At 68.9% G+C, this 22,762-nt stretch carries 20 protein-coding genes and 1 pseudogene; 7 read left to right on the forward strand and 14 right to left on the reverse strand.

Translation table 11 applies throughout. The features are described from left to right. The 11 genes from AC07YZ_RS19245 to AC07YZ_RS19295 all read right to left on the reverse strand — a co-directional run bounded on the left by AC07YZ_RS19245 (position 1) and on the right by AC07YZ_RS19295 (position 9,487). Positions 1-423 (reverse strand): hotdog fold thioesterase, encoded by a 423-nt coding sequence (locus AC07YZ_RS19245; protein WP_226490747.1) that lies wholly within the window; start codon positions 421-423, stop codon positions 1-3. Positions 424-529: 106 nt separating this feature from the next. Next, complete coding sequence (locus tag AC07YZ_RS19250) at positions 530-931, reverse strand: ribbon-helix-helix domain-containing protein (RefSeq protein ID WP_494795918.1); 402 nt, start codon at positions 929-931, stop codon at positions 530-532. 64 nt (positions 932-995) lie between these two features. Further along, positions 996-1,574 (reverse strand): DJ-1/PfpI family protein, encoded by a 579-nt coding sequence (locus AC07YZ_RS19255; protein WP_226490749.1) that lies wholly within the window; start codon positions 1,572-1,574, stop codon positions 996-998. 174 nt (positions 1,575-1,748) lie between these two features. After that, complete coding sequence (locus AC07YZ_RS19260) at positions 1,749-3,035, reverse strand: solute carrier family 23 protein (RefSeq protein ID WP_226490750.1); 1,287 nt, start codon at positions 3,033-3,035, stop codon at positions 1,749-1,751. Between the two features lie 204 nt (positions 3,036-3,239). Further along, entirely contained in the window at positions 3,240-4,562 is a 1,323-nt protein-coding gene (fahA, locus tag AC07YZ_RS19265) for a fumarylacetoacetase (RefSeq protein WP_494795919.1), read from the reverse strand. Between the two features lie 144 nt (positions 4,563-4,706). After that, positions 4,707-5,501, reverse strand: coding sequence for a cyclase family protein (locus tag AC07YZ_RS19270; RefSeq protein ID WP_226490752.1), 795 nt, complete (start codon positions 5,499-5,501; stop codon positions 4,707-4,709). Positions 5,502-5,529: 28 nt separating this feature from the next. Further along, positions 5,530-6,309: an ABC transporter permease gene (locus tag AC07YZ_RS19275; RefSeq protein ID WP_494795920.1), complete on the reverse strand. Its 780-nt coding sequence runs from the start codon at positions 6,307-6,309 to the stop codon at positions 5,530-5,532. Further along, positions 6,306-7,049 (reverse strand): ABC transporter permease, encoded by a 744-nt coding sequence (locus AC07YZ_RS19280; RefSeq protein WP_494795921.1) that lies wholly within the window; start codon positions 7,047-7,049, stop codon positions 6,306-6,308. The genes AC07YZ_RS19275 and AC07YZ_RS19280 overlap by 4 nt, the downstream gene beginning before the upstream one ends. After that, on the reverse strand, positions 7,046-7,816 hold the full coding sequence (locus tag AC07YZ_RS19285; protein ID WP_494795922.1) for an ABC transporter ATP-binding protein: 771 nt from the start codon (positions 7,814-7,816) through the stop codon (positions 7,046-7,048). Before AC07YZ_RS19285 ends, AC07YZ_RS19280 begins: the two co-directional genes overlap by 4 nt. A gap of 7 nt (positions 7,817-7,823) precedes the next feature. Next, on the reverse strand, positions 7,824-8,765 hold the full coding sequence (locus tag AC07YZ_RS19290; RefSeq protein WP_494795923.1) for an ABC transporter substrate-binding protein: 942 nt from the start codon (positions 8,763-8,765) through the stop codon (positions 7,824-7,826). Then, entirely contained in the window at positions 8,762-9,487 is a 726-nt protein-coding gene (locus AC07YZ_RS19295) for a TetR/AcrR family transcriptional regulator (protein WP_226490757.1), read from the reverse strand. Before AC07YZ_RS19295 ends, AC07YZ_RS19290 begins: the two co-directional genes overlap by 4 nt. A 105-nt stretch (positions 9,488-9,592) precedes the next feature. On the opposite strand from AC07YZ_RS19295, the gene AC07YZ_RS19300 reads away from it, so the two are divergent. Continuing rightward, on the forward strand, positions 9,593-11,770 hold the full coding sequence (locus AC07YZ_RS19300; protein WP_494795924.1) for an acetoacetate--CoA ligase: 2,178 nt from the start codon (positions 9,593-9,595) through the stop codon (positions 11,768-11,770). Between the two features lie 10 nt (positions 11,771-11,780). Here the strand turns inward: AC07YZ_RS19300 and AC07YZ_RS19305 are convergent. After that, positions 11,781-13,498 (reverse strand): annotated as a pseudogene (locus AC07YZ_RS19305) (tannase/feruloyl esterase family alpha/beta hydrolase). A 134-nt stretch (positions 13,499-13,632) separates the two neighbouring features. After that, entirely contained in the window at positions 13,633-14,211 is a 579-nt protein-coding gene (locus AC07YZ_RS19310) for an O-methyltransferase (RefSeq protein ID WP_226490760.1), read from the reverse strand. Positions 14,212-14,623: 412 nt separating this feature from the next. Between AC07YZ_RS19310 and AC07YZ_RS19315 the strand changes: the two genes are divergently transcribed. The 3 genes from AC07YZ_RS19315 (at position 14,624) to AC07YZ_RS19325 (ending at position 16,919) form a co-directional block, all read left to right on the forward strand. Continuing rightward, entirely contained in the window at positions 14,624-15,619 is a 996-nt protein-coding gene (locus AC07YZ_RS19315) for a tripartite tricarboxylate transporter substrate binding protein (protein WP_494795925.1), read from the forward strand. A 21-nt stretch (positions 15,620-15,640) separates the two neighbouring features. Continuing rightward, a complete protein-coding gene (locus AC07YZ_RS19320; RefSeq protein WP_494796015.1) occupies positions 15,641-16,141 on the forward strand; it encodes an O-acetyl-ADP-ribose deacetylase in 501 nt (166 codons plus the stop codon). A 136-nt stretch (positions 16,142-16,277) separates the two neighbouring features. Then, entirely contained in the window at positions 16,278-16,919 is a 642-nt protein-coding gene (locus tag AC07YZ_RS19325; RefSeq protein WP_494795926.1) for a CPBP family intramembrane glutamic endopeptidase, read from the forward strand. Positions 16,920-16,961: 42 nt separating this feature from the next. Here the strand turns inward: AC07YZ_RS19325 and AC07YZ_RS19330 are convergent, their stop codons facing one another. After that, on the reverse strand, positions 16,962-17,900 hold the full coding sequence (locus AC07YZ_RS19330; RefSeq protein ID WP_226490762.1) for a LysR family transcriptional regulator: 939 nt from the start codon (positions 17,898-17,900) through the stop codon (positions 16,962-16,964). Between the two features lie 159 nt (positions 17,901-18,059). Between AC07YZ_RS19330 and AC07YZ_RS19335 the strand changes: the two genes are divergently transcribed. From AC07YZ_RS19335 to rhaS, 3 genes are all read left to right on the forward strand, one after another. Continuing rightward, complete coding sequence (locus AC07YZ_RS19335; RefSeq protein WP_494795927.1) at positions 18,060-20,165, forward strand: bifunctional rhamnulose-1-phosphate aldolase/short-chain dehydrogenase; 2,106 nt, start codon at positions 18,060-18,062, stop codon at positions 20,163-20,165. Positions 20,166-20,287: 122 nt separating this feature from the next. Beyond that, positions 20,288-21,574 (forward strand): L-rhamnose catabolism isomerase, encoded by a 1,287-nt coding sequence (rhaI, locus tag AC07YZ_RS19340; protein WP_494795928.1) that lies wholly within the window; start codon positions 20,288-20,290, stop codon positions 21,572-21,574. 144 nt (positions 21,575-21,718) lie between these two features. Next, positions 21,719-22,711: a rhamnose ABC transporter substrate-binding protein gene (rhaS, locus tag AC07YZ_RS19345; protein ID WP_494795929.1), complete on the forward strand. Its 993-nt coding sequence runs from the start codon at positions 21,719-21,721 to the stop codon at positions 22,709-22,711. Positions 22,712-22,762: the final 51 nt, after the last annotated feature.

The raw sequence follows: 22,762 nt of genomic DNA on the forward strand, positions 1-22,762 counted from the left end.
TCATCGCGGCGCCAGCACCGCCATGGTGATGCGCGAGACGCAGGTCAGCTCGCCCGCGTCGTTTGTCAGGTCGATCTGCCAGACCTGGGTGGTGCGGCCGATGTGCACCGGCCGCGTGACGCCGGTGACCCAGCCGCTGGTGGCGCCCTTGAGGTGGTTGGCGTTGATGTCCAGGCCCACGGCGCGGTGGCCTTCGGGGCAGCTGTAGGCGGCGCCGCAGCTGCCCAGCGTCTCGGCCAGCACCACGCTCACGCCGCCGTGCAGCAGGCCGTAGGGCTGCTTGGTGCGGGTGTCCACCGGCACCCGTGCGCGGATGAAGTCGTCGCCGACCTCCAGGAATTCGATGCCCAGGTGTTGCACGGCGGTGCCCACGTGGATGGCGGTGAGTTCTTCGACGGAGAGGGGTTTTTTCCAGAGGGTCATGGGGGGCTGAACGGGCGGTGGGTTGGGAGACGAATCGCCACACTGTAGCGGCCTCCCGCCGGCTCGCACAGCGCCGGGTGTCGCCTGCGCCCGCGCCGTGGCAGTGTCAGCCCTTGCGGCGCAGCGCCACCACCTTGCCCGACGCCGCCGCGGGCGGCAGCGCCCAGTGCGCCGGCAGCGCATGCAGCACGGCGCGCGCGTCCAGCGAGCGGATCGGCACCGCGTTGTCCATGGGAATGCGGTCGTGCGCCTGCAGCGCCATGTAGCGCAGCGCGCTCACGCGCAGGAAGGACGCGAAGTTGCCCACCCCGCCGCGTGCGGCCACCAGCTCGTCGTACAGCTTCTCGATCAGCTGCACCACCGCCATGCCGTCGCGCTCGCCGATCTCGGTGAGCACGTCCCAGTACAGGTTCTCCAGCCGGATGCTGGTGACCACACCGTGCAGCCGCACCGAGCGGGTGCGGCTGGCGTAGCTCTCGGGGTCGGCGCTGATGAAGACTTCACACATGGTGACACTCCTGCGTTGGGCGGACGAAACCGCATTGTCGGCGGCTTCGCACGGGGGATGCGCATCAATGCGTGATGCGGGTGCCCAGCACCGCCAGGAACTGCGCGATCCAGGCCGGGTGGGCCGGCCAGGCGGGTGCGGTGACGAAGGGGCCGTCGGTCACGGCCTGGTCCACCGCGATGGGGGCGTAGATGGCGCCCGCGAGCTCCACCTCCACCTGGCAGGCGGGGTAGGCCGAGATGGTGCGGCCCTTGATGTCGCCCGTGGCTGCCAGCAGCTGCGCGCCGTGGCAGATGGCGGCCACCGGTTTGCCGCTGGTGGTGAAGTGTTTCACCAGCGCCACCACGCTGGCGTGCATGCGCAGGTACTCGGGGCCGCGCCCGCCGGGAATCACCAGACCGTCGTAGGCCTCGGGCTTCACGTCGGCGAAGCTGGCGTTGAGCGTGAAGCGGTGGCCGGGTTTTTCGCTGTAGGTCTGCGCGCCTTCGAAATCGTGGATGGCGGTGTGGATCCAGTCGCCGGCCTTCTTGTCGGGTGCGACCGCGTGCACCGTGTGGCCCACCGCCTGCAGCGCCTGAAACGGCACCATGGTTTCGTAGTCTTCGCAGTAATCACCGCAGATCATCAACAGTTTCTTGCCCATGGGAGTCTCCTTGGAAAACGGGTTCGGGCTTCGATTGTTGGGCGGTGGGTGGCGGCTGGGGTAACAGCCCGTTGCTGCAGGGCTGAGGGTTTGCCCGCATCGGGGCCGGCGAGCCGGCGAAAAAAAGGCCTGCCGCCCCGGCGGGCGGACAGGCCGTGAGGTGCCGTGCGGCGCTCAGCCCTTGCGGTTGAGCAGGGCGTAGAGCCCGATGGCGCCGAAGGTGGCGGTACCGATGCCGCCGAGGGCGAATTCGCCGAAGCGCAGCGTGTAGTCGCCGGTGCCCAGCACCAGGGTGATGGCGGCCACGAGCAGGTTCTTGTTGTTCGAGAAATCGACCTTGTTGTCGACCCAGATCTTGGCGCCGGCCACGGCGATCAGGCCGAACACCACGATGGACACGCCGCCCATCACGGCCAGCGGAATCGCCTGGATCAGCGCGCCGAACTTGGGGCTGAAACCGAGCAGGATGGCCATGATGCCTGCCACGAAGAAGATGGCGGTGGAGTAGATCTTGGTGGCGGCCATGACGCCGATGTTTTCGGCGTAGGTGGTCACGCCGGTGCCGCCCGCGCTGCCGGCCACGATGGTGGCCACGCCGTCGCCCATGAAGGCGCGGCCCATGTAGCGGTCCAGGTTCTTGCCGGTCATGGCGGTCACGGCCTTGATGTGGCCCAGGTTTTCCGCCACCAGGATGATGGCCACCGGTGCGATCAGCAGCATGGCGTTGCCGCTGAAGACCGGCGCGCTGAAGTTGGGCAGGCCGAACCAGGCGGCGCTGGCGATGCCGCTCAGGTCCAGCGGTTTGCCCAGCCCCAGGCCGTTGGTGAGCACGGCGTAGATGACGCTGGCGATGATCAGGCCCATGAGGATCAGCAGGCGCTGCAGCATGCCGCTGCTGAACACCGCCACCAGCGCCACGCAGACGAAGGTCACGCCCTGCATCCAGGCGTCGAAGCCGGTGGGCGCCATGTTCTTGATCGGGATGCCGGCCAGGTTCAGGCCGATCACGGCCACCACCGAGCCGGTCACCACCGGGGGCATCAGGCGTTCGATCCAGCCCGTGCCGATGGCCTGCACCAGCGCACCGATGAGCGTGTAGACGACGCCGCAGGCGACGATGCCGCCCAGCGCCACGCCGATGTTGGCGTTCGGGCCCGGGCCGGCGTAGCCGCTGGCCGCGATCACCACGCCGATGAAGGCGAAGCTCGACCCGAGGTAGCTCGGCACCTTGCCGCCGGTCATGACGAAGAAGATCAGGGTGCCGATGCCGCTCATGAGGATGGCGACGTTGGGGTCGAAGCCCATCAGGATGGGGGCGAGCACGGTGGCGCCGAACATGGCGATCAAATGCTGCACGCCCATCACGGCGGTCTGCGGCCAGGGCAGGCGCTCGTCGGGGCCGATGACGCCGCCGCCCGTGAGCGTGGCCGATGATTTTTCCGTCCAGTGGAACAGACCCATGAAAACTCCTTGTTGTGGTGGTGAAACCGGGTGTCGGGTGGCCGCGATTCTGCCGGGTGGCCCGAAGGCCCGCACGCTGCGTTGCAGCAGGCGCGGGGCGGGCGTGACGCGGGCGGGACAGGGCTGCGGCGATCATGGCGCCACGGCCGGTGCGCGGGCCTTGATCCGCGTCAGGCCACGCGGAAGAAACGCAATTCCACGCGATCAGGCGAGCGCCGGCAGCACCTCACCCCGGCAGTCGCCAAAGCCGATGCGCGCCGCACCCGGCTTCTCGCACCAGCCGCGCAGGATCACGTTGTCGCCGTCTTCCAGGAAACGGCGCTGTTCGCCGGTGCCGGGCAGATCGATGGCCACCGTGCCGCCGCGGCTGAGCTCGACGATGGCGCCGGCCTCGGGCGGCGTGGGGCCGGAGATGGTGCCCGTGCCCAGCAGGTCGCCGGTCTGCAGGTTGCAGCCGCCCACGGTGTGCTGCGTCACCATCTGGCCCAGGGTCCAGTACTGGTGGCGGAAGCTGGTGGCCGAGAGGCGGTCGGGGGCCACGCCCTTGGCGCGGTGCAACGCGGTTTCCAGCCGCACTTCGAGCTGCACGTCCAGGCCGCCGTGGTCGCGGTTGGCCGCGCCGTCCAGGTAGGGCAGGGGCTGGGGCTCGTCGGCCGGGTGGGCGAAGGGCACGCGGTAGGGCGCGAGCGCCTCCAGGGTGACGACCCAGGGCGAGACGCTGGTGCAGAAGTTCTTGCCCAGGAAGGGGCCGAGCGGCGCCATTTCCCAGAACTGGTGGTCGCGCGCCGACCAGTCGTTGAGCAGGCTCACGCCGAAGATGTGGTCTTCCGCCTTCTCCAGCGGGATCGGCTCGCCCAGGGCGTTGCCCGGGCCGATGTAGAAGCCCAGTTCCAGCTCGAAGTCCAGCCGCGCGCAGGGCCCATAGACGGGCGCCTTGGCGCCCGGGGGCAGGGCCTGGCCCATGGGGCGGTGGAACGGTGTGCCGCTGACCACCACGCTCGACGCGCGGCCGTGGTACGCGATGGGCAGCCACTGGAAGTTGGGCGTGAGCGGGTCGTCGGGCCGGATCACGCGGCCCACGTTGCGGGCGTGGTGGATCGAGGTGTAGAAGTCGGTGTAGTTGGCGATGTGCGTGGGCACGCCGTGTTCCGCCTCGGCCTGCGGCAGCAGGCAGCCGTGCAACAGGCCCACCACCTGGGCGTCGGCGTCATGGCGCAGCGCGGCGAACAGCGCGTGGCGCAGCGCGCGCCAGGCCACCGGGCCCATGGCCAGGAAGGGGTTGAGCGCGGTGTCCGAGCAGGCCTGCGCGGCGAGTTGCGGCAGGCCTTCGAACACCCCGGCCCGGGCCGCGGCGGCGAGATCGACGATCTGGTCGCCAATGGCCACGCAGCCACGAAAGGCCTCGTCCGAGCCCGCGCGGCGGAACACGCCGAACGGCAGGTTCTGGATGGGAAAGTCGGTGCCGGCTTCGTTGGCCGAGGCCAGCCAGCTGCGGGCTTGGGCGTCGTGGGTGTGGTTGAGTTCCATGGGGTGATTCCTGTCAGTTGTTCACGCTGCCGCAGCACCACTCACCTCGCATGGAGAGGCCCAACCGGGGATGCCGCCGAGCCGGCTTTGCCGGTCGGCTGGCATCGCCCCCTGGGGGGTGACGCCGAAGGCGGCGCAGGGGGGTCACAGCTTCTCGTCGAAGATGGCCACGGCGCGGGTCCAGCCCGCGCTGGCCCCACGGATCTTGTGCGGGAAGCAGCTGATGATGAAGCCCGTGGGCGGCAGCGCTTCGAGGTTGTGCAGCTTCTCGATGTGGCAGTAGCCGATGTCGCGCCCGGCCTTGTGGCCTTCCCAGATCAGGCTGGCGTCGTGCGTCTCGCCGTACTTCTTCGCGGTGTGCACGAAGGGCGCGTCCCAGCTCCAGGCGTCGGTGCCGGTCAGGCGCACGCCGCGCTCCAGCAGGTACATGGTGGCCTCGTAGCCCATGCCGCAGCCGGCGGCCACGTAGTCCGGGTGGCCGTAGCGCGAGCCCGCGCGGGTGTTGACCACCACGATCTCCAGCGGCGAGAGCGTGTGGCCGATGCGCTTGAGCTCGGCCTCCACGTCGTCGGCCGTGACCACGTAGCCGTCGGCGAAGTGGCGGAAGTCCAGTTTCACGCCGGGCTGGAAACACCACTCCAGCGGCACGTCGTGGATGGCGATGGCGGGCTTCTTCTCACCCAGCGCCTTGTCCATGGTGGAGTGGAAGTGGTAGGGCGCGTCGAGGTGGGTGCCGTTGTGGGTGGAGAGCTGCACCAGCTCCACCGCCCAGCCTTCGCCGTCGGGCAGGTCTTCCTTTTTCAGGCCGGGGAAGAAGGGTTCGATCTGCTCGAAGGTGTGCTCGTGGGTGAAGTACTGGATCTTGGGCGCGAAGGCCGGCGGATCGCTGAGCACGTCGTTTTCCAGAAAGATCGAGAGGTCGACGAATTTGCGGGGCATGGGGGACTCCTTGAAAACGGGTGGACAGTCAGGGGCGCTGCCAGCGCAGCAGGCGCCGTTCGGCCAGGGCCAGCGCGGCGTTGCTCGCGAAGCCGATGGCGCCCAGCAGCACGATGCCGGCGAACAGCTCGCTGGCCTGGAACGAGCGCGCGGCCAGCAGGATGGCCTGGCCCAGGCCGGCCTGCGAGGCGATCATCTCGCCGACCACCGAGACGATCAGCGAGACCGTCATCGACAGCCGCATGCCCGAGAGGATGTCGGGCATCGCGTTGGGCAGGCCGATCTTGGCGATGAATTCGAGGCGGCCCAGCTGCAGCGCCTGCGACACCTCGCGCAGCCGCACATGCACCTGTGCCAGGCCGTGCAGGGTGGCCAGCAGCACCGGCCACATGGAGCCGAAGGCCACCACCGCCAGCACCATGCCGCCCGAGAGGCCGAACAGCGCGATGGCCAGCGGCATCACCGCCGAGGCCGGCAGCGGGCGGATGAATTCGAGCGTGGGCGCGATCCACTCGCGTGCCGTTCGCGAGCTGCCGATCAGCGCGCCCAGCGCGATGCCCAGGGCGCTGGCGAGCACCCAGCCGAGCAGCATGCGGTTGAGCGTGGCCCAGGTGTAGGCCAGCAGGTCGCCGCCGGCCAGGCCCTGCACCAGGCTGCCCGCCGTGGCGGCCGGCGAGGGCAGGAAGGCGCGGTTGACCCAGCCGCTGCGGCTGGCCAGCCACCACAGGGCCACGAAGCCGCCGAGTACGGCGATGGCGCCCGCCGCGCTGCCCAGGGCGTTGACCCGTCTGAAGGTTTGAGAGCTCATGCGGCCGTCTCCCCCATGCGGCGAGCCACCCGCTGCTGCAGCGCGAGCGCACCGGCGTTGATGGCGTAGCCGACCACGCCGATCCAGGCCAGCCAGCCCAGCATCAGGGCGGGGTCCAGGCTCTGCTGCGCAATCATCATCGCGTAGCCCATGCCGTTGGGGTTGGCCGCGATCTCCACCGTGACCGCCACCACCAGCGCGATCGCCACGCCCAGGCGCAGCGCCACAAAGAGGCGCGGCACGATGGCCGGGCCGACGATCCAGGCAAAGCGTTGCAGCGGCGTGAGCTGCAGCGCCCGCGCCACCTCCAGCAGCCGGGGCTCGACCTGCTGCACCGCCGCCTGCGTGAGCACCAGCATGGGCCAGAGGCAGGCAAAGGCGATCACGCTCACCTCCATGCGCAGGCCGAAGCCGAACACCAGCATGGCCAGCGGGATCAGCGCCACCGAGGGAATGGGCCGCGCCACCTCGACGCTCAGGTAGGCCGCCCGTGCCGCCCGGCGCGACAGGCCCAGCAGTGTGCCCAGCAGCAGCCCGCCGAGCGCGCCGATCAGCAGGCCCAGGGCGGCGCTGCCCAGCGTGAACGCGGTCGCGCTCCAGAGCGAACCGTCGGTGGCCGCACCCGCCAGCGCCTGGAGCGCCGCGCTCGGCGGCGCGATGGCGTCGCTGCCCTGGCCCGCGGTGCGGGTCCACAGCTCCAGCGCGCCGATCAGCACGGCGGGGAAAACGAGGGCCTTCATGCATGCCCCAGGTAGTGGTAGAGCTCGCGCCGCAGCCGCAGGAACTCCGGGTGTTCCTTGGTGCCGATCTGGTCGCGCGGCTGCGGCAGCGGCACGTCGATCACCGCCGCGAGGCTGGGGCGCTCCGGGGTCGGGTTGGCGCGCAACGCGATCACGCGGTCGCCCAGGTACAGCGCTTCCTCCAGGTCGTGCGTGACGAACATGACCGTCAGGCCTTCCTCGCGCACCAGCCGCGCCAGCTCGTCCTGCAGCGTCTCGCGCGTCATCGCGTCGAGCGCGCCGAAGGGCTCGTCCATCATCATCACGTCGGGCCGCTGCGCCAGGCAGCGCGCGATCTGCACCCGCTGCTGCATCCCGCCCGAGAGCTGGGCCGGGTACTTGCTGGCGTGCGCACCCAGGCCCACGGTGTCCAGCACCTTCGCGATGCGCGCCGGCCGCTCGGCCTCGGGCACCTTCGCCGCTTCCAGGGCCAGGCTCACGTTGGCCGCCACCGTGCGCCAGGGCAGCAGGGCGCGGCCGTAGTCCTGGAAGACGAAGGCCACCTCGCGGCTGGGGCCGGTGATCGGCTTGCCCTGGCGCATCACGGCACCGCTGCTGGGCGCCACGAAACCGGCCGCGGCGCGCAGCAGCGTGGTCTTGCCGCAGCCCGAGGGGCCGATCACGCAGACGAACTCGCCGCGTCGCACGCTCAGCTCGGTGGGCGAGAGGATCTCACGGCCGCCGAGGGTGATGGCGACCTGATCGAAATGCAGGACGGTTTCGGACACCCGGGCCTCACTTCACGATCAGCCGCGCCACATCGGGTGTGGTCTTGAGCATTTCCTGGTCCTTCATCAGGCCGACCCAGTAGTTCAGCTGCTTTTCCGTGACCATGGGCGAGGGCGGTGAGATCTGAACCTTGGCCAGCACCTCGGGCGGCAGCTTGATGTACTTGCCGACGGCCGCGCGCACCGCCTCGTTGTTCTTGGGCTGCAGCATGAAGGCCGCACCTTCCTGCACGCCTTCGCGGAAGGCCTTGACGGCGGCCGGGTTCTTCTCGGCCCAGTCGCGGCGCGCGGTGTGGATGATGGTCGGCTGGTTTTCGGGCAGGAAGGTCGAGTAGTAGCTCGCCACATAGCCCACGCCGGTGTCGGTGATGCGGCTCATGAACGGGTCCGCGCTGACCACGGCGTCGACCGAGCCGCCGCGCAGCAGGTCGCCGTGCTGCGGGAACGAGGCCTCGACGAAGTTCACCTTCCTGAAGTCCACACCCTGCGTCTTGAGCCAGGCGCGGAAGGTCACGTGCAGGAAGGCGCCCAGGCCGGGCACGCCGATCTTCTTGCCCAGGCAGTCCTGCGCGGTGCGGATGCCGCTGCCGGCCTTGGCCACCAGGCCGAAGCCGGTGATGGTCTTGGAAGTGGCGCCGCCGCCGGCCACGACCACGTGGTCCAGGCCGCCGTCCACCGACTGCAGGAATACGCTGGGCGTGGGGCCGCCGATCTGCAGCGAGTCGGCCTGCACCGCGGCGGGGATGGTGGAATTGATCGGGATGAACTTGGCCTCGACCTCCAGGCCGCGCTTCTTGAAGAAGCCCTGTTCCAGCGCCACGAACACCGAGGCGAAGTCGGTCACGGCGGTGTAGCCGAACACCACCTTGGGCATGGTCTGGCCGAGCGCCGGCAGGCTCGCGGCGGCGGGGAGAGCGGCCAGTGCGGCCAAGGCGGTGCGTCGTTTCATGCGGGTCTCCTACGGGATGGTGGGGTGGTTTTTTTCGGGACGGGGAAAGTGGGGGCGGGCAGGGCGGCCTGCAGGCCGCCCACGATGAATCGCACGAGCCGGTCCGCGGCTTCGGGGTCGCCGGCCCGGCTCTGGTTCTGCGACAGCCGCGTCACCCGGTCGTCGACCAGGTGGTGCAGCAGGGCGCCGAGCGCGAACTGGTAGCCCCAGGCCACGTCGGCCAGGCGGGCGTGCGGCAGGGCGGCGTGCATGGCGGCGATGAAGCGGTGCGCCATCGGGTCGAAGAACTCGCGCAGCACGCGGTCGGCTTCGGCGCTGCCGTAGGCCAGCTCGCGGCCGACCAGTTGCGCGTAATAGAAACCCTCTTCGCTGTTGCGCAGCCGGATCACGGGCTTCACGAAGGCCTCGACGATGCGGGTCAGCGTCTGCGGGTCTTGCGGGTTCGCCGCCGCCGCGTCCAGTGCGGCCAGGCGTTCCTCGATGGTCTGGTTCCAGTGCGCAAAGATGGCGTGGAACAGCTCGTGTTTGGGGCCGTAGTAGTAGCCCACCAGTGCCAGCGGCACGCCGGCTTCTTCGGCGATCTGCCGGATCGTCACGCCGTGGTAGCCGCGTTGCGCGAACAGCTTCTCGGCCGCCAGCAGGATGGCCTGCTGGCGGTCGGGCCGGGGGGCGCCGCGCGAGGGCGCGGGTCTGGAGCGGGTGGGGGCGGGGCCGGTGACCATGGCCGGTATTGAACGGTTGTACAAAAACATTGAACATCCGTACAAACCCTTGTGCGGCTGCGGCAGGCCACGAACCAGAATGGCGCACCCTAGGAAGCCGTCCGCATGAACCCCACCGCGCCCCACATCCCCCAGATCCGCCTCTACCAGCAATGGCTGGCCGAACACCGCGGCCTGCGGTTCGACAGCTACGACGCGCTCTGGCGCTGGTCCACCACCGAGCTCGACGCCTTCTGGCAGAGCATCTGGGACCACTTTGAACTGTGCTCACCCACGCCGCACACGGCCGTGCTGGCGAAGAACGTGATGCCCGGCGCGCAGTGGTTCCCGGGCGCGCGGGTGAACTACGCGCAGCAGGTGTTCCGCCACGTGGCGCCCGCGCACGCGGCGGGCTTCATGGCCATCGAGAGCCGCAACGAGAAGGGCCGGCGCGTCGAGCTGTCGTGGCCCGAGCTGCGGCGCCAGGTGGCTTCGCTCGCGCTGCACCTGCAGGCCCAGGGCGTGCGGCCCGGCGACCGCGTGGCGGCCTACCTGCCCAACATTCCCGAGACCATGGTCGCCTTTCTCGCGGTGGTCAGCATCGGCGCGGTGTGGAGCGTGTGCGCGCCCGACATGGGCACCAACGCGGTGCTGGACCGCTTCAAACAGATCGAGCCGGTGGCGCTGATCGCCTGCGATGGCGTGACCTACGGCGGACGGGACTTCGATCGCCTGGGCGTGGTGGCCGAGCTGCGCGCGGCCCTGCCCACGCTGCGCCATGTGATCCTGCACACCAACCTGGCCGAGGGCCCGGACGCGGTGGCGAAGGCCCTGGCCGTGTCCGCACCCTGCGCCAGCTTCGCCGAAGCGACGGCGCGCAACGACGCCGCCACCACCGCCTTCGAGCCGCTGTGGCTGCCCTTCGACCACCCGCTGTGGATCGTCTACAGCAGCGGCACCACCGGCCTGCCCAAGCCCATCGTGCACGGCCACGGCGGCACCATGATCGTCGCGCTGGCGCTCAAGACCCTGCACAACGACGTGGGCTGCAGCTACGCGCCCAACAGCTGGGGCGAGCGCTACCACTGGTACAGCTCCACCGGCTGGGTGATGTGGAACGCGCAGACCAGCGGCCTGCTCAACGGCACCACCTGCGTCATCTACGACGGCAATCCGGGCGGCTCGAAAGACAAGCCCGACTGGACCGTGCTCTGGCGCTTCGCCTCCGAGCTCGGCGTGAGCTTCTTCGGCGCTGGCGCGGCGTTTTTCGCGAACTGCATGAAGGCGGGTGTGGACCTGGCGGCGTGTGGGGACCTGTCCAAGGTGCGGGCGCTGGGCACGACGGGATCGCCGCTGTCCGAGGACGCGCAGAACTGGGGCACGGCGCAGTTTCGCAAGCTGCGAGGAAGTTCACTCCCTCTCCCTCTGGGAGAGGGCGGGGGTGAGGGCCTCGCCGCGCCCAGCCCTCACCCTGACCCTCTCCCAGAGGGAGAGGGAAATGAAGCCGGCGACATCTGGTGGTGCAACATCTCCGGCGGCACCGACTTCGCCGGTGCCTTCATTGGCGGCAACAGGGAGCTGCCACAAACCCCGGGCCGCATGCAGTGCCGCCTGCTGGGCTGCGCGGTCGAGGCCTGGAACGAGCAGGGCCAGCCGGTGATCGACGAGGTGGGTGAACTGGTCTGCGCACAACCCATCCCCTCCATGCCGTTGTATTTCGTGGGCGACAAAGACAACCAGCGCCTGCTCGGCAGCTACTTCGACATGTACCCGCCCGGCCACGGCCGCAAGCCCGGTGGTGGTGACTTGCCCGCCGAAGCCGGCGCCGTCTGGCGCCACGGCGACTGGCTGCGCATCCACCCCGACGGCTCCTGCGTGATCTACGGCCGCTCCGACGCCACCATCAACCGCCACGGCCTGCGCATGGGCACGAGCGAGCTGTACAGCGCGGTCGAGGCGCTGCCCGAGGTGCTGGACTCGATGGTGGTGGACCTCGAATACCTCGGTCGCGAGAGCTACATGCCGCTGTTCGTGGTGCTGCGCCCGGGGTTGGCGCTGGACGATGCGATGCGCGAGAAGATCAACGCCGCCATCCGCACCGCGCTCTCGCCGCGCTTCGTGCCCAACGCCGTGTTCCAGGTGGCCGAAATCCCGCGCACCCTCTCGGGCAAGAAGCAGGAGCTGCCGATCAAGAAGCTGCTGCTGGGCCAGCCGCTGGAGAAGGTGATCAACAAGGAAGCCATGGCCAACCCGGGCTGCCTGGACTGGTACGTGGACTTCGCCGCCCGGCAAGCGGCGGTGTGAAGTCGGGCGTTCAGCGGCAGGCGAAGCTGCTGGCCTCTTCGAGGCTGCCCGAGCCCTTGTAGGTGGCGACCTTGGGGTAGGCGCACAGCGGCCGTGAGCGGTTGGGCGCCCAGCTGGCGGGCACATCGGGGTTGAGCTCGCCGGCGTTACCCGGGCCGCGCGCGGTGGCGATGATCTGGTCGGGCGCGATGCCTTGCTCCACCCACTGCACCAGCGGGCCGAGCGCGTCGAACTGGTCGGTGGACGGGCCGGCGCGGCAGTGGTCCATGCCCGGCACGCGGAAGAAGCGCGCGAAGCCCGACGGGTCGCCGCCGGTGCGCCGGTCCAGGCCCTCGTACCAGGCCTGCGTGTCGTGCGGCGAGAAGATCGCGTCGCTCATGCCGTGGTAGACCAGCAGCTTGCCGCCCCTGGCCTTCACGCGGCCCAGGTCGGTGGCGTCGGGCGGGGTCATGAAGTCCATGGCCGATTCGGTGAACGGCCCGGCCGTGGCCTGCACCGAAGCGAGCATCGCGTCCACGTCGCCGTTGAGCGCGAAGGCCTCGCCGTTGAAGCTGGCCGGGTTCTGCGGCGGTGCGCCGAAGATGAGGCCCACGGCGCCCGAGTCGCGCTGGATCGGCGCGCTGAACTCCCAGTTGGCCACACCGGGGCTGGCCAGGCCGGCGTCGTAGGGGAAGCTGGCGTAGAAGGGTTTTCCGTCGCGCGTGGTGGCGCCGCTGAAGATGGGCGCGATCGCCGCCTTCTGCGCGCTGCTCAGGCAGCTGCCGTTGCGCTCGCCGTTGCAGGTGGGCACGTCGCGGGCCAGGTTGAACGCGGCCTGGCAGGCGGTGGGGTGTTGCACCATGCCGTCGCGGGCGCCGTCGAGCGCGTCGCAGCGGTCCAGCACGGCCTTCGCCACGGTCTGGCGTTCGGGCTGGGTGAAGGCGCTGCCGAGGTCCTTGGGGTTGGTGGCGACCTTCTTGTACTGCTGCGCGCCCCAGATGTTGGCCACGGCCGCCTTGGGCAGGTTGTAGCCCGGCGCGCCGGCCAGGAAGCCGTCGAACATGTCGGGGTAACGCGCGGCGGCCACCAGCACATGGCGACCGCCGTTGGAGCAGCCGGCGATGTAGGAGCGGTCGGGCGCCTTGCCGTAGGCCCGGCGCACCACTTCCTTGGCCATGGGGGTGAGCTTGCCGCCTGGTAGCCGTAGTCGAGCCGCGCCTGCGGGTCCAGGCCGAAGCCGGGGCCGCGCGTGAGCTGGTTGTCGTGGCCGGCGTCCGAGCTGATCACGGCGAAACCCTGGTGCAGGGCGGAGGTGATCGGGCCGCCGCCGAAGGCGCCCAGCGCGGGCTGCACCGAGCCGTCGATGCCACCGTTGCCTTGGTACAGGAAGCGCCCGTTCCAGCGCAGCGGCAGGCGCATCTCGAAGCCGATGGCGTAGGGCGTCTTGCCGTCGGCGCCCATGCGCTCGTGCATCGCGCCCAGCACCACGCAGTGCGCGGCCACGTCCTGCGCGCCGGCCTTGAGCGCACCCGCGGCCACCGCCGTGACGCTCTGGATGCGGGTGTGGGCCAGCCCGGCGAGCCGGCCCGCCAGGGCCTCACAACCGGCCATGCTCGCCGGCCGGGCCGGCGCCAGTGCGGCGCCGGGGGCCAGGTGGGGTGCGGTCGAACAGGCCGCGAGCGTGGTGATCGTCAGCGCGGTGAGCGCGACCGAGGCCCAGGGGCCGCGAGGGTGGGGGCGTGTGTGCATGCAGGTCTCCTGGGTTCTTGTGGGCGGTTCGAACCGTTCCGCAGAATAGTTACTCTAGATAACCAAGTCAATGGCCGAATCGGGGAGAACCCGACACCATCCACCCACCGTTCCATCCGTCGGCGCTGTGCCGGTCAGGCGCGCCGTGTGGCCAGCACCATGCCACTGGCCCAGGCCAGTTGCGTGGTGTGGAAGTCGGTGCGCCCGTCCAGCGTGTCCAGCAGTTGCCGGACCTTCTCGGCGTGGCCCTCGGGCCAGTTGGCTTGCGGCAGCATGTCGTCGATGACATAGATGCCTCCCGGCTTGAGCAAGGCCAGCGCTTCGTCGAGCAGGCGGTATTTGCCCGACCAGGTGTCGGCAAAGACGAGATCGAACGAAGCGACCGGCAACGAACACAGGAAGGGATCGCCATCGGCGCAGACGGCGGTGAGCCGCGGGTCGTGGCCCAGGTGGCGGTGCAGCACCGCGAGCAGAAAGGGGTCGTTGTCCACCGTGGTGAGGTGTGCCCCCGCGTCCATGCCGTCGAGCAGCCAGGCGGTGGACAGGCCCGTGCCGGCGCCCAGCTCCAGCAAGCGGCCGCCGGGCTTCGCGGCGGCCAGTGTGCGCAGCAGGCTGCAGGTCAACGGATCGGACGCCATGGTGAAGCCGGTGGCGCGGGTGTCGGCCCAGAGGGCGGGGATGGGTGCAGGTTCGCGAAGAAGGTGTTCGTTCATGTTTGTGCAATGGGCAAGCGTCGCACCTGGTCGGTGCCGGGTGATGGAGGGGGAGAAAACGCGCACAACGCCCTGCGGCCCACCGGGATGGTGACCGTTGTGGGGCCGGGGTTCGGGGAGATCAGGGTGTGGCGGAAGGCCACACCTGGCGCGCGAACAAACCCCGGCCCTGCGCTAGCAGGCTCAACGACAGGTGGGGGGTGTGGCGCATCAACATGAGGCATCCATGCTAACGCCTGCGGCCATGCAGATCCGCGCGGTTCCTCCCTGGGATGGCCAGCCCGCGTCGGTGGGCGGCCTCCAGTCGCGTGTGTGACCCAAAATCGGCATGCCATGGGGCGGCCCCGGTTCACGGCGCAGGCGTGGCGGGCTATGTTGTGGGGCTGTCCATTCCATCCCGCAGGAGACACCCATGAGCACCCATCGCCCCGCCACCTTCAACCGCCGCCAAGTGCTGACCACCGCGGCCGCCATCGCCGCGCCGGCCCTGCTGCCCAGCCATGTGTTTGCGCAGGACAAGTACCCCTCACGCCCCATCAAGCTGATCGCGCCCTGGCCCGCCGGGGGCAGCAGCGACGGCGTCATGCGCGCCTTCGCCGACAGCGCCAGCAAGACGCTGGGTGTGCCCGTGATCATCGAGAACAAACCCGGTGTGGGCGGCACGCTGGGCGCGGCCGCCATGGTGGGCGCCGTTCCCGACGGCTACACGCTCACGCAGCTGCCGCTGGGCATCTACCGCCTGCCGCACATGCAGAAGATGCCCTTCGACCCGGTGGCCGACCTCACCCACATCGTCTGCCTCACCGGCTACACCTTCGGCATCGCCTGCACGGCCGACGCGCCGTTCAAGACGCTCAAGGAGATGGTGGCCTACGCCAAGGCCAACCCCGGCCAGCTGGAGTACGGCCACACCGGAACGGGCACCACGCCGCACCTGGCCATCGAAGAGTTCAGCGAAAAGGCGGGCATCCGGCTCAACCCGGTTCCGTTCAAGGGTTCGGCCGAGATCATGCAGGCCATCCTGGGTGGCCACATCCGCATGATGAGCGGCACCACCGAGTTCGCGCCGCATGTGCAGAGCGGCAAGCTGCGCCTGCTGGCCACGCTGGGCAGCAACCGCAACAAGGCCTTCCCCGACGTGCCGACCGTCAAGGAAAGCGGCTGGGACACCATCAACGAATCGCCCTTCGGCATCGGCGGCCCCAAGGGCATGGCCCCGGCGGTGGTGAAGGTGCTGCACGACGCCTTCAAGAAGACGCTGGAAGACCCGGCCGTACTCGCCACGCTCGACAAGTTCTTCCAGCCCGTGATCTACATGAACAGCGCCGATTACACGGCCTACGGCGAGCGCACCTTCAAGGCCGAGAAGGCCACCATCGAGCGGCTGGGGCTGGCGAAGAAGGTCTGATTGAAGACAGCTTTTCCACCGATGTTTCTGAAGGCCATCCAGGGCGACATCACCCAGCTGCGCGTCGACGCCATCGTCAACGCCGCCAACTCCTCGCTGCTCGGTGGCGGCGGGGTGGACGGGGCCATCCACCGGGCCGCGGGGCCCGAGCTGCTGCACGAATGCCGCCTGCTCGGGGGCTGCAAGACGGGCGACGCCAAACTGACCAAGGGCTATCGGCTGCCCGCCCGGTTCATCGTGCACACGGTCGGGCCCGTGTGGCGTGGCGGCGCGCATGGAGAGCCACCAATGCTCGCCTCGTGCTACCGGCGGTCGCTGGAGGTGGCCGCTGCCGCCGGGGTGGCATCGTTGGCGTTTCCCAGCATCAGCACGGGCATCTTCGGCTACCCCATCGAAGAAGCGTCGACGGTGGCAGTCGCGACGGTTCGTCAGGTGCTGGCAGCGGGCTGCCCGGTGCAGTCCGTCATCTTCTGCTGCTTTTCCAAATCCGACTTGGCCATCTACGAGGCCGCGCTTTCGTGAGCCGGGCCTGAGGTGGTGACTGCGGGCAGGGAAGCCCTCTGCTGGCATTTGACCTATGCTTGCGCGAGCTCCAACCACCGTGCAAGCTGACCAAAGGCCGTGTCCCGAAGGCCGTGTCAGATGCTCCTGACCGTCCATGCCCACTGACAAGAAGACCACCCTTTCGCTCCCGGAGGCCTCAACGGTCACAACCCTCTGTTTCGGGCTCTTCATTCTCTGGTCGTTTCAGGCCTTGTTGGCCGGGTTCCCCGACGCCAACTTCTCGGAAGACGGCAACTGGGCGATGGTTTTCATCGAATTGGTGTTGGCTTCGGTCACGTTGCTGTATCTGCGTTCGCGAAGCTTCGATCTGGGACCCCTGTATCCGCATCCGACCATGCGCGGCACGACGGTCGGTGTGGGGCTGTTTCTGGCGTGCTGGCTGTCCGGGGCCATCGTCACAACCTTGTTCAACGCAGCCAGTGCGACGGACGCCATTGGCTTCAGCTTCGATGACACGTCGTTGATCTCGCGCATTGCGCTCGCCATGGTCAATGGCGCGTTCGAGGAGGTGTTCCTGCTGGGTGTCCTGGTGCGTGGCCTGCGTGGATTTGGCCTGTCGGTGGCCGTGGGATTGCCGCTGCTGGCGCGGGTGTTGTATCACCTCTACCAGGGCCCGCTGGGTGTCGTGTGGGTCCTCACCTTCGGCCTGGTCTTCACCATGGCCTACGTGTGGCGCAAAGACCTCTGGCCACCCGTGTTCGCGCACATGTTGTGGGACATTGTTCCGACCTTGTAACTCTGGGGTGTGCGCCCACTGTTGCCTGGATATTGGCCTTGCTCATCCCCGCACCAGACACGCCGCGATCCGCGTCCCCTCCGCGAACACGAAGTCCTTGAAGGCCTGGTTCACGCCGTTGAGCGTGACGTCGCGCCGGTGGATGAAGCACCAGTCGATGTACTTGGGCATGTCGGCGAGGTCGAGCACGGCGATGCGGCCGGCTTCCAGCTCCACCTGGAACACGTGGGCCGACAGGAAGCTGATGCCCAGGCCCTCCATCACCGCGTGTTTCACCGTCTCGTTGCCCGAGAGTTCCAGCCGCTGGCGCACCTGGATCGATTGCGCCTGCAGCAGTTGTTCGAGGAACAGCCGGGTCGACGAACCGGGCTCGCGGAAGATGAAGTCTTCCTGCCGCAGGTCGGTCCATTCCAGCGCGCCGCGCCGCGCCAGCGGGTGGTTCACCGGCGCCACGATGCAGTGCGGATGCCGGGCGAAGCTGTGCGCTTCCACGTCGGCCTCGGACGGCGGGTAACCGGTGATGGCGATGTCCAGCCGCCGCTCGGCCAGCATGGCCAGGATCTCCGAGCGCTTGCCCACCGTGAGCTTGAGGTGCACGTCGGGGTGGCGCCGGTGGAATTCACTGAGCAGGCGCGGCGCGAAGTAGTTGGCGGTCTGCACCACGCCCAGGTGCAGCAGCCCGCGCAGGCCACGCGAGGCCTCGGTGCTGCCGCTCTCGGTGTAGAAGGCCATGGCTTCTTCGGCCGCGCGCACCTGCGCCAGGATGATGCGGGCGTGCCCCAGCAGCTCCTGCCCGGCGTCGCTCAGGCGCTTGCGGTCGGTCGGGTCGAACAGGGCGGTGCCCAGTTCCTGCTCCAGCTGGCGCACCACCATCGAGACAGCGGGCTGCGTCAGCGCCAGCTGCTCGGCCGCGCGCGAGAAGCTGCCACAGCTGGCCACCGCCTCGAACACCCGCAAGTGGCGGACCTTCAATTCCATCATCTCGATTTCTCCTCAGGACATTCCCGGATAAAAGCAGCGCCCCTGCTGGCCGTCACCCGGCTGCCGACGCGGCCAGGGCTGGAATATAAGACTTCGTTATCGATTTGATCAATTTCCATCAATAGCCGGGACTGGGGGCGCGGCCTAGCATCCCGTCCCATGAACACAGCCACCCCCCCAGCCTTTCCCCAGTGGGACGACGCCGCGACCGCCGGCATGGACCAGCCCCACCTGCTTCTGTACCGCTCCAACCTGCTCGGTTCGGACCTGCGCATCACCAACTACGGCGGTGGCAACACCTCGGCCAAGATCTGGCAGCGCGACCCCCTGAGTGGCGCCGACGTGGAAGTGCTCTGGGTCAAGGGCTCGGGCGGTGACGTGGGCTCCATGAAGCTCGACGGCTTCTCCACGCTCTACATGGACAAGCTGCGCGCGCTCAAGGGCCTGTACCGCGGCCTGGCGCACGAAGACGAGATGGTGGCCTACCTGCCGCACTGCACCTTCAACCTCAATACCCGCGCGGCCTCCATCGACACCCCGCTGCATTCTTCGCTGCCCTATGCGCACGTGGACCACATGCACCCGGACGCCGTGATCGCGATCGCGGCCATGGCCAACGGCGAAGCCATCACCCGGCAGGTGTACGAGGGCACCGTGGGCTGGCTACCTTGGCTGCGCCCGGGTTATGAGCTGGGCCAGCGCCTGGCCGCCTACAACGCCGCACACCCCGGCCTGCGCGGCATCGTGCTCGGCGGCCATGGTCTGTTCAGCTGGGGCGAGTCGTCCCGCGCCTGCTACGAAAACACGGTGGACCTGATCGAGCGCGCGCAGGCCTGGTTGTCGCGGGAACGCGAGCGCCGCCAGGTGCAGGTGTTCGGCGGCACGCGCTTCGACACGCTGGCCACCGAGGCGAGCGAGGCCACGCTGGCGCGTGTGCTGCCCGTGCTGCGCGGCCTGGCCGCCCAGGGCAGCCCCAAGCTGCTGCACGTGAACACCTCGCCCGAGGTGATGCAGTTCGTCAACTCGGCCGAACTCGAACCGCTGGCCGCGCTGGGCACCTCGTGCCCCGACCACTTCCTGCGCACCAAGATCCGCCCGCTGATCGTGCCCGAGGCGGTCTACACGCTCGAAGGCCCGGCGCTCAAGACCGCGCTGGACGGCCTGCTGGCCGCCTACCGCGCCGACTACGCCGCCTATTACGAGCGCTGCCGGCGCGCCAACAGCCCGGCGTTGCGCGACCCCAACCCGGTGGTGATCCTGCTGCCGCGCATCGGCATGGTGACGATTGCCAAGGACAAGGCCACGGCCCGCATCGCCGGTGAGTTCTACGTGAACGCCATCAACGTGATGCGCGAGGCCAATGCGGTGGACCAGTACGTGGGCCTGCCCGAGCAGGAGGCCTTCGACATCGAATACTGGCTGCTCGAAGAAGCCAAGCTGCAGCGCATGCCCAAGCCCAAGCCACTGGTGGGCAAGGTCGCCCTGGTCACCGGCGGGGCCGGCGGCATCGGCCAGGCCATTGCCCGGCGCATGCTGGCCGAGGGCGCCTGCGTGGTGCTGGCCGACATCGACGAGGACGCGCTGGCCAGCGTCACCGCCGACCTGGCCAAGGCCCACGGCAAAGACCACGTGCGTGGCGTGCGCTGCGACGTGACCGACGAGGCCAGCGTGATCGCCGCCTACGGCCGCGCCGCCCTGGCGTTTGGCGGGGTGGACATCCTGGTGAGCAACGCCGGCATCGCCTCGGCCGCGCCCATCGACGAAACCACGCTGGCACTGTGGAACCGCAACCAGAGCATCCTGGCCACGGGTTACTTCCTGGTGGCGCGCGAAGCCTTCAGGCTGATGAAGGCGCAGGGCACGGGCGGCTCCATCGTCATGATCGCCAGCAAAAACGGCATGGTCGCGAGCAACCAGGCCACCGCCTACTGCGCGGCCAAGGCCGCCGAGATCCAGCTGTCCCGCAGCTTCGCGCTCGAAGGCGCGCCGCTGGGCATCCGCTCCAACGTGGTCAACCCCGACGCCGTCATTCGCGGTTCCAAGATCTGGACCGGCCAGTGGAGCGCGGAGCGTGCCCAGGCCAACAAGATCGGCGAAGACGACCTCGAAGCCTTCTACCGCGACCGCTCCATGCTCAAGCGCAGCGTGTTCCCCGAAGACATCGCCGAGGCCACCTACTTCTTCGCCTGCGAAGACCTCAGCGCCAAGAGCACCGGCAACATCCTCAACGTGGACGCCGGCAACCTCGCCGCATTTACAAGATAACCCCCCGAGGCGCCTGCCGGCGCTTCCCCCCAGGGGGCGACACCAGCGGCCGGGCAAAGCCGGTTCCGCGGCGTCCACTGGACGAGATGGGCGCTCAGGCACCCGCTCAACAAGGAGACAACATGAAGACCATCGACAACGGATTGCTGGAGGCGCACAACGAACCCCAGTTGCGCCATGTGCAGAGCGACTACGAGCACCTGGGCGAACAGCTGGCCCGGCGCCAGATCGACATCGAGACCGTGCGCCAGCAGGTCGCGGCCTTCGGCGTCGCCATTCCCAGCTGGGGCGTGGGCACCGGCGGCACGCGCTTCGCCCGCTTCCCTGGCCAGGGCGAGCCGCGCAATGTGTTCGACAAGCTGCAGGACTGCGGCGTGATCCAGCAGCTGGCGCGTGCCACGCCCACCGTCAGCCTGCACATCCCCTGGGACAAGTGCAGCGACTGGAGCGAGCTGCGCCAAGCCGCGGCCAGCGCCGGCCTCGCCTTCGACGCCATGAACTCCAACACCTTCAGCGACCAGCCCGGCCAGGCCCACAGTTACAAGTTCGGCAGCCTCAGCCACACCAACGCCGCCACCCGCGCCCAGGCCGTGGCGCACAACCTGGAATGCATCGCCATCGGCCAGGCGCTGGGCTCCAAGGCGCTGACGGTGTGGGTCGGCGACGGCAGCAACTTCCCCGGCCAGCAGCACTTCCGCCGCGCCTTTGACCGCTACCTGGAGAGCGCGCAGCAGATCTACGCCGCGCTGCCGGGCGACTGGCGCATGCTGCTGGAGCACAAGATCTGCGAGCCGGCTTTCTACGCCACCGTGATCCAGGACTGGGGCTCCAGCTTCCTGGCCGCGCAGACCCTGGGCCCGAAGGCGCAGTGCCTGGTGGACCTGGGCCACCACGCGCCCAACGTGAACATCGAACTCATCGTCGCGCGGCTGATCGCCGCCGGCAAGCTCGCGGGCTTCCACTTCAACGACAGCAAGTACGGCGACGACGATCTGGACGCGGGCAGCGTCTCGCCGTATCGCCTGTTCCTGGTGTTCAACGAACTGGTGGCCGCGGCGCACGAAGGCGTCGCCTTCGACCCGGCCTACATGCTGGACCAGAGCCACAACGTGACCGATCCCATCGAGAGCCTGATGACCAGCGCCATCCAGGTGCAGCGCAGTTACGCGCAGGCCCTGCTGGTGGACCGCGCCGCGCTCGACGCCGCGCAGGACGCCAACGACGCGCTCACCGCCACCCACCTGCTCAAGCAGGCCTTCCAGACCGACGTGACCCCGCTGCTGCAGCGCGTGCGGCTGGACGCCGGTGGCGCCATCGACCCGGTGGCCGCCTACCGCGCCAGTGGCTACCGCCAGCGGGTGGCCGGCGAGCGCCCGGCCGCCGTGGGCGGTGGCGGCGGCATCGTGTGAACCCATTCCCCGGCCGGGGCTGCGCGCGAGACGCCCCGGCCGGCCACCCATCTTGACCGCTGGCGTTTCCCATCACCAACGGCAGGACATCGACCCCGACAGGTCGGCCTTTTTCAACCGCGACGACATCCTTTGGAGACATACATGAAAAAATCCCGCTTCGCACTGACCGCAGCCGCCCTGGCGCTTGCCCTGGCCCAGCCCGCCTTCGCCGCCGACAAGATCGCCCTGGTGGTCAAGAGCCTGGGCAACGGCTTCTTCGACGCCGCCCACCAGGGCGCGCTCGAAGCCGCCAAGGAGCTCAAGGACGTGGAGATCATCTACACCGGCCCGGCCAAGGCGACCGCCGAAGGGCAGATCGAGATCGTCAACTCGCTGATCGCGCAGAACGTCAAGGCCATCGTGATTTCCGCCAACGACCCCGACGCGCTGGTGCCCTCGCTCAAGAAGGCCATGGCCCGCGGCATCAAGGTCATCTCGTTCGACTCGGGTGTGAAGAAGGAAGGCCGCCTGATGCAGCTCAACCCCTCGAACAGCGCGCTGATCGGCGAGAAGCTGGTGAAGATGAGCGAGCAGGTGGTGGGCAAGACGGGCGAGATCGCCGTGCTCTCGGCCACCGCGCAGGCCACCAACCAGAACATCTGGATCGGTGAGATGAAGAAGGTGCTGGCCAAGCCCGAGTACAGCGGCCTGAAGCTGGTCAACGTGGTCTACGGCGACGACCAGACCGACAAGAGCTACCGCGAAGCGCAGGGCCTGTTCAAGAGCTACCCCAACCTCAAGGCCATCGTCGCCCCGACCACGGTCGGCATCGCCGCGGCCGCCAAGGCCGTGCAGGACGAGAAGAAGGTCGGCCAGATCTTCGTGACCGGCCTGGGCCTGCCCTCCGAGATGGCCGGCCACGTGCAGAGCGGCGCGGTGAAGTCGTTCGCGATCTGGAACCCGATCGACCTGGGCTACTCGTCCATCCACGCCGTGCACGCCTTCATGAAGGGCACGGCCAAGGGCAGCAAGGGCGAGGTGATTTCGCTGGGCCGCGTGGGCAAGGCCACGCTGGACGAAAACGGCGAAGCCGCCATGGCCGAGCCGTTTACCTACGACGCGACCAACGTGGACAAATTCGCGAAAATCTTTTGAGGAACCCCCTGCGCCGCTTCGCGTCTTCCCCCTTCTCGCCTTCGGCGGGAG

This window comes from Hydrogenophaga sp. GW101-3F08 (assembly GCF_059424585.1).

Coding starts and splice junctions, on each gene's coding strand:
- AC07YZ_RS19245 (WP_226490747.1), bottom strand. CDS start 423: ATGACCCTCTGGAAAAAACCCCTCTCCGTCGAAGAACTCACCGCCATC.
- AC07YZ_RS19250 (WP_494795918.1), bottom strand. CDS start 931: ATGTGTGAAGTCTTCATCAGCGCCGACCCCGAGAGCTACGCCAGCCGC.
- AC07YZ_RS19255 (WP_226490749.1), bottom strand. CDS start 1,574: ATGGGCAAGAAACTGTTGATGATCTGCGGTGATTACTGCGAAGACTAC.
- AC07YZ_RS19260 (WP_226490750.1), bottom strand. CDS start 3,035: ATGGGTCTGTTCCACTGGACGGAAAAATCATCGGCCACGCTCACGGGC.
- fahA (WP_494795919.1), bottom strand. CDS start 4,562: ATGGAACTCAACCACACCCACGACGCCCAAGCCCGCAGCTGGCTGGCC.
- AC07YZ_RS19270 (WP_226490752.1), bottom strand. CDS start 5,501: ATGCCCCGCAAATTCGTCGACCTCTCGATCTTTCTGGAAAACGACGTG.
- AC07YZ_RS19275 (WP_494795920.1), bottom strand. CDS start 6,309: ATGAGCTCTCAAACCTTCAGACGGGTCAACGCCCTGGGCAGCGCGGCG.
- AC07YZ_RS19280 (WP_494795921.1), bottom strand. CDS start 7,049: ATGAAGGCCCTCGTTTTCCCCGCCGTGCTGATCGGCGCGCTGGAGCTG.
- AC07YZ_RS19290 (WP_494795923.1), bottom strand. CDS start 8,765: ATGAAACGACGCACCGCCTTGGCCGCACTGGCCGCTCTCCCCGCCGCC.
- AC07YZ_RS19295 (WP_226490757.1), bottom strand. CDS start 9,487: ATGGTCACCGGCCCCGCCCCCACCCGCTCCAGACCCGCGCCCTCGCGC.
- AC07YZ_RS19300 (WP_494795924.1), top strand. CDS start 9,593: ATGAACCCCACCGCGCCCCACATCCCCCAGATCCGCCTCTACCAGCAA.
- AC07YZ_RS19310 (WP_226490760.1), bottom strand. CDS start 14,211: ATGAACGAACACCTTCTTCGCGAACCTGCACCCATCCCCGCCCTCTGG.
- AC07YZ_RS19315 (WP_494795925.1), top strand. CDS start 14,624: ATGAGCACCCATCGCCCCGCCACCTTCAACCGCCGCCAAGTGCTGACC.
- AC07YZ_RS19320 (WP_494796015.1), top strand. CDS start 15,641: ATGTTTCTGAAGGCCATCCAGGGCGACATCACCCAGCTGCGCGTCGAC.
- AC07YZ_RS19325 (WP_494795926.1), top strand. CDS start 16,278: ATGCCCACTGACAAGAAGACCACCCTTTCGCTCCCGGAGGCCTCAACG.
- AC07YZ_RS19330 (WP_226490762.1), bottom strand. CDS start 17,900: ATGATGGAATTGAAGGTCCGCCACTTGCGGGTGTTCGAGGCGGTGGCC.
- AC07YZ_RS19335 (WP_494795927.1), top strand. CDS start 18,060: ATGAACACAGCCACCCCCCCAGCCTTTCCCCAGTGGGACGACGCCGCG.
- rhaI (WP_494795928.1), top strand. CDS start 20,288: ATGAAGACCATCGACAACGGATTGCTGGAGGCGCACAACGAACCCCAG.
- rhaS (WP_494795929.1), top strand. CDS start 21,719: ATGAAAAAATCCCGCTTCGCACTGACCGCAGCCGCCCTGGCGCTTGCC.